At 32.5% G+C, this 5,045-nt stretch carries 5 protein-coding genes; 1 reads left to right on the forward strand and 4 read right to left on the reverse strand.

Translation table 11 applies throughout. The features are described from left to right. The first annotated feature begins 15 nt into the window (after positions 1–15). Positions 16–1,242 carry an alkyl/aryl-sulfatase gene (locus tag B2S90_RS00705; RefSeq protein WP_286696377.1) on the forward strand — a complete coding sequence of 409 codons (1,227 nt, stop codon included), beginning with the start codon at positions 16–18 and terminating at the stop codon, positions 1,240–1,242. A gap of 35 nt (positions 1,243–1,277) precedes the next feature. On the opposite strand, the gene B2S90_RS00710 is transcribed toward B2S90_RS00705, so the two are convergent. From B2S90_RS00710 to B2S90_RS00725, 4 genes are all read right to left on the reverse strand, one after another. Next, positions 1,278–2,888 carry a prolyl oligopeptidase family serine peptidase gene (locus B2S90_RS00710; RefSeq protein WP_238703755.1) on the reverse strand — a complete coding sequence of 537 codons (1,611 nt, stop codon included), beginning with the start codon at positions 2,886–2,888 and terminating at the stop codon, positions 1,278–1,280. Positions 2,889–3,009: 121 nt separating this feature from the next. Continuing rightward, positions 3,010–3,705 (reverse strand): hypothetical protein, encoded by a 696-nt coding sequence (locus B2S90_RS00715; RefSeq protein ID WP_278779039.1) that lies wholly within the window; start codon positions 3,703–3,705, stop codon positions 3,010–3,012. Continuing rightward, positions 3,702–4,451, reverse strand: coding sequence for a MurR/RpiR family transcriptional regulator (locus B2S90_RS00720; RefSeq protein ID WP_055235173.1), 750 nt, complete (start codon positions 4,449–4,451; stop codon positions 3,702–3,704). The genes B2S90_RS00715 and B2S90_RS00720 overlap by 4 nt, the downstream gene beginning before the upstream one ends. Positions 4,452–4,528: 77 nt before the next feature. Then, on the reverse strand, positions 4,529–5,011 hold the full coding sequence (locus tag B2S90_RS00725; protein WP_349677190.1) for a Nif3-like dinuclear metal center hexameric protein: 483 nt from the start codon (positions 5,009–5,011) through the stop codon (positions 4,529–4,531). Positions 5,012–5,045: the final 34 nt, after the last annotated feature.

Raw genomic sequence — 5,045 nt, forward strand, 5'->3', positions numbered from 1 at the left:
AGGAGGGTATTTAACATGAGTGAACAACTATTAATCAAACATACAAAAGAAACATTTAAAAAACATCTCTATGAAATCAATGATCACATTCTATTCTTCTATTCCTATGGTCATAGTAATGCTACTGCTATTATAGGTAACAGTTCTGTTATCTTAATAGATACTCTAGATTCTAATGAATATTCACAAGACCTATTGAATGACTTAAGAAAGTATACAGATAAACCTGTTAAAACATTAATCTATACTCATGGTCATCCAGATCATAGAGGTGGTGCAGGTACTTTTAGAGATACTGTAGAAGAAGTCATAGCTTTTACACCTTCTAAGACACCTTTAAAGTATTATGAAAAGATTGATGAAGGATTAAGAAAAAGAGGAACATATCAACATGGATATACTCTTACAAATGAAGAAGCAATATGCCAAGGTATTGGTATAAGAGAAGGTAAGGTTACTGGTCATGGATGCTATGATTTTATCTCCCCTACTACTTTATATACTGAAGATAAAGTCATAAGAGATATCGATGGTATACATCTAGAGTTATATAGAGCACCAGGAGAAACTGATGATCAGATCTGTATCTGGATCAATGATGATCAGGTTCTCTGTACAGGTGATAATTATTATGCTGTTTTTCCAGCATTATATGCTATTAGAGGTACACAATACAGAGACCTTGCTACATGGATTGATTCTTTAAACCTTATTCTTTCTTTTAATGCGAATATTCTATTACCAGGACATACACATCCTTTATTAAACAAAGAATCAATCCAAGACCAAGTAGGTCAGTTTAAAGAAGCTATCGAATATATTCTCTTTAATACCCTAGACTGTATTAATAAAGGTCTTACTCTAGATGAAACAGTACAAACTGTTTCATTACCAGAAGAACTTAAGAACTCACCTTACCTACAGGAATATTATGGAACTGTAGAATGGGCTGTTAAAAGTGTTTATACAGGTTATGTAGGATGGTTTGATGGTGATCCTGTCCATTTATTGCCTGTTAGTGACCAAGAATATAATAGTGTCTTATTAGAACTCATAGGTGAAGAAAAACTATTAGAAAAGATCAAAGACTGTATGTCTCATTCACAATATCAAATAGCTTTACAATTATTAGAACTCATAGACAATAAAGAACTAAAAAAAGAATGTCTACTACAACGTGCAAAACAAGTAAAAAGTGCGAATGCGAGACATTATCTTATTGCATGCAGTAAAGAATGTTAAAAAAGCAGGTCCCCTCGGACCTGCTTTAGTGCGTATTAAGCTCTTTTTCTTCTAATAAGAATGATTCCAAAAGCGGCTGCTACAAACATTGCGATATATGCTGCAAATGTAGTTGTATCACCAGTCTTTACTGGATCCTTCTTAGTAGTAGTTTCAGTTTTGTTTGTTGTATCTGTTTTGTCTGTCTTATCTGTTGTATCTGTTGATGGTTTGTTTTCTGGAGTAGTAGGCTTTTCAGGTTCTACTGGAGTAGCATCTTTCATATATGTAGCTGCCCAATTCCAGATATGAGTACCTGATGCATCAGATGGGTTATTTCTTAAAGTATAAATCCAAGACCAATGGTCACTGTATTTAACTGTTTCTTTAACACCATCTAAATTATAATCTTCTTCAAATTTAAGTTTACCACAAGGTCTAGTTTCACCTAATGAGTCAACTTTATCTTCTAAATCTACTGTATCATATAATGATAATTTATATTTACCATCTTTAGTTTCACTAGTAGTGAAGCTTGAATTGAATTCCTGTTCTACTCGAGTAGTAGTTAATTCAGCACCATCAGTTAAGATCTTAAAGATTCTCTGTGAACATACTTCTGACTTAACGCTAGAGTCTGTCTTACCCTGTACTAACCAGATAGCTGTCTTAGAATTCTTAAGGCTAGCTAATTCTTCATCAGTAGGAGTTTCTCCACCTCTAATTGCAGCTGTATCTAATGCTGGACAGTTGATCATAGCTGCAGAGAATAAATCAGGATATGCAATCAACATTCTAGTAGTCATATAACCACCAGCTGAACATCCACTTACTACAACCTTATTAGGGTTAATATTGTATTTCTTGATAACTTCTTCGATTTCTGTTTTAGCTTTTTCTAATAAATTATCTCTTTGAGCATAGTACCAAGTAGCTGGTGCCTGGAAACTCATTACATGAGCACCACCAAAGATGTTCTGAGCTTCATCAGTAGCCCAAGCAACAGTACCTCTATTTGCAAGCATCTGAGCAACGTTATTCTGAGTATTATAACCTTCTAAGTCGCCTTCACCATTACCATGGAACCAAACAACTAACTTATCAGCACCTTTTGCTTCATGGAACTGATAGTTGATTCCCTGAGAGCCTTTAACTGAAGTGAACTTTGCTGTTTCTTCATCAATAACAGTATTATCACAAGTGATTTCACCAGTGATATCTTCTAACTCTCTACCATCTACTGCAGTTGCTTTTAAAGCTTCATTCTGAGTAATAGTATAATTAATCTTACCTGGATAGTTTCTACTTTCAGATAACCAAGTTAAAGTAGCACCTTCTGATTCATTCATATAAAGTGTTACTTTACCACCTGCAACTTCTACCTTTTCAATAGTACGATCAGCATCGCTATAAACTTTCCCGTTATTTGAACCAATCTGTACATAGTTAGTTGCATGAACTGTATAAGTATCTTTATCAGCGCCAGATACTTTTACACCATCACCGTAGTCAATTACAACTTTATTGACTACCTGCCCAGCATCTGTAATTTTTCCATATAACTGAGCCACATAATTACCTGCTGCCTGAACAGGAACTACAAACACCATTGCAACCATCATTGCAACACTTACAACAACTGAAAATACATGTTTCATCTTTTTCATGTCCATTTCCTCCTGTAATAAATATATCAGAAAGAGTATATGAAAGCGATTGCATAAAACGTTTTTAGTTTTTATTTTAAAACCATTATTTTTTCTAAACAAAAAGAGTACATAAAATGAACTATTTTTGTATATTATCTAAGATTCCATATATATTTTCAAAAATCATGCAGAGATGATGTATTCTATCTGCAATACATTTATCATTTATTTCTATAAAGTTCTCATGTAGTTCTTTCTTCTTTGCGACTTTCCCTATATAGATATGTTCTATATTTCTTTGTTCCAATGATTTCATTAAAGTAATATATTCATCAAAATATCCTAATTCAAATCCTAGATTAGAATGAAAAAGAGAGACAAAGAATACAATATCATCAGTTGTCACATTAAGCTGTATCAGCTGTTTCATAGGAAGAGATTGATACATCTGAAAATCTATAGGTATTTTTGTATCTCGGAAAATCTGCTTATAGACAAGTAATGGTGCAAGAGAACTCTCATCTCCCAAAACAATTATTCTTTTCTTATCTTTAATCTTATCCCAAAGTGACTCATCATACTGGCATGAACGATAAAGTGGTCTCGTAGACAACTCATAATACAGCTGATATTGGACAGCAGTAAAATTCTTATAGCCTAAATCAATAGAATAACGTCTCAATGTTGATTTAGAAATATCTAAGTCTTCTAAGATATCATTTACTTTATATTCAATGATAGAATGACGATTCTCTAATAGATAATGTGTAATACGATAAGTATAGCTTTCTCTATCCGATATACTTTCTAACATATTCAACTGTTCTAATATCATAAGTAATTCTCCGCATAATAGTATGTAATTTCTTGTATATAATAATCCAGGATCATATTCTCTAATACTTCATCTAATCCTTGAGGAATAGTAAGTCCATAAGCATCTTGTAAATAATCATAATGTCCTATAGTAATCATCTTTGGATTATTCTCTTTCATTTTATCAAGTAACCAAGGATTTAAGTCTACAATTCTTCCTTCCATACTGAGTAATATGACACAATCATCTTTCTCAGGAGTAAAGAAGTTTGTTTTATAAATACTATTTTTTACAACAAGTCTCCCCATTACATAGAAATCTATCTGCATTCTAGAAAAGTAACTAGCCATCTCATCAGAACCAATAAGTATTATTCTTTTACTATTATAAATCATCTCACATACTTCTTTAACCCATGACATATCTATGAGTCTTTCATAGTCTTCTGATTTAAGAATACTAGAAAATACCTTATGAAGCATCCCATAATCTTTTTCATTGATTCTATTTTGTATCTGCACATAACGAATACGCATATGACTAGAGAATAATGCTTTAAAGATCATATACTTCTTATAGCCATAAATACGAAAGAATCGATTTAAGCTAGAAGTAGAAACAAAACATCTTTCTGCAAGTTCATTAATAGTTAAATAATCTAATTCATGTCCATTCTCTAATAGTCCTAAGGCAATCTGATAATTGATATCACGTACTTCTGGATTATTAATAAACATGAATAAGGCATTAAAAAAACAATTCATCATATCCCTCCCTTACAGTTATCATATCATGAATTGTTTTTATACTTCATTTTTTTTAAATTCGTGCTTAAAATTGCTTATTCATCCATATGGTATATACCATAATCATTGGATACAAAGGTAAAAGTCACTTCTGGAAACTGTTTAGACAAGTACTCTACCATATGTTCCATACCTGGTGCTTCACATGTCATATGATTAATCACTATAAGTGGAATATTATGATCTACTGCCCATTGGACACCTATCCAGTTGCTTACACCATCATCACTGACTAAACATGCATCTGCACCTTCTTCATACATTTCAAATGCATCTGTACAAGCCCCTGTACCTATGCCTAATCTATGTATTATTTGAGTCTTATCTCCTATGATTTCTATACCATGCTGGTGATATGGTTTAATCTTATTAATAATATGCTGTGCACATTCTTCTACTGTCATATTAATATCATGAGTATATCTATAATAAGAATGATCATGTGATTCTTCAAAATCCAGATCTAATGTGTTAGCCCAGCTATCTCTAATGCCATATTCAGGAAAGACATCCCACAAATCATGGCATCTGTGAACTACCTCGACTTAATAC

The organism is Catenibacterium sp. UBA627, assembly GCF_002299355.1.
GTDB lineage: Bacteria > Bacillota_I > Bacilli_A > Erysipelotrichales > Coprobacillaceae > Catenibacterium > Catenibacterium mitsuoka.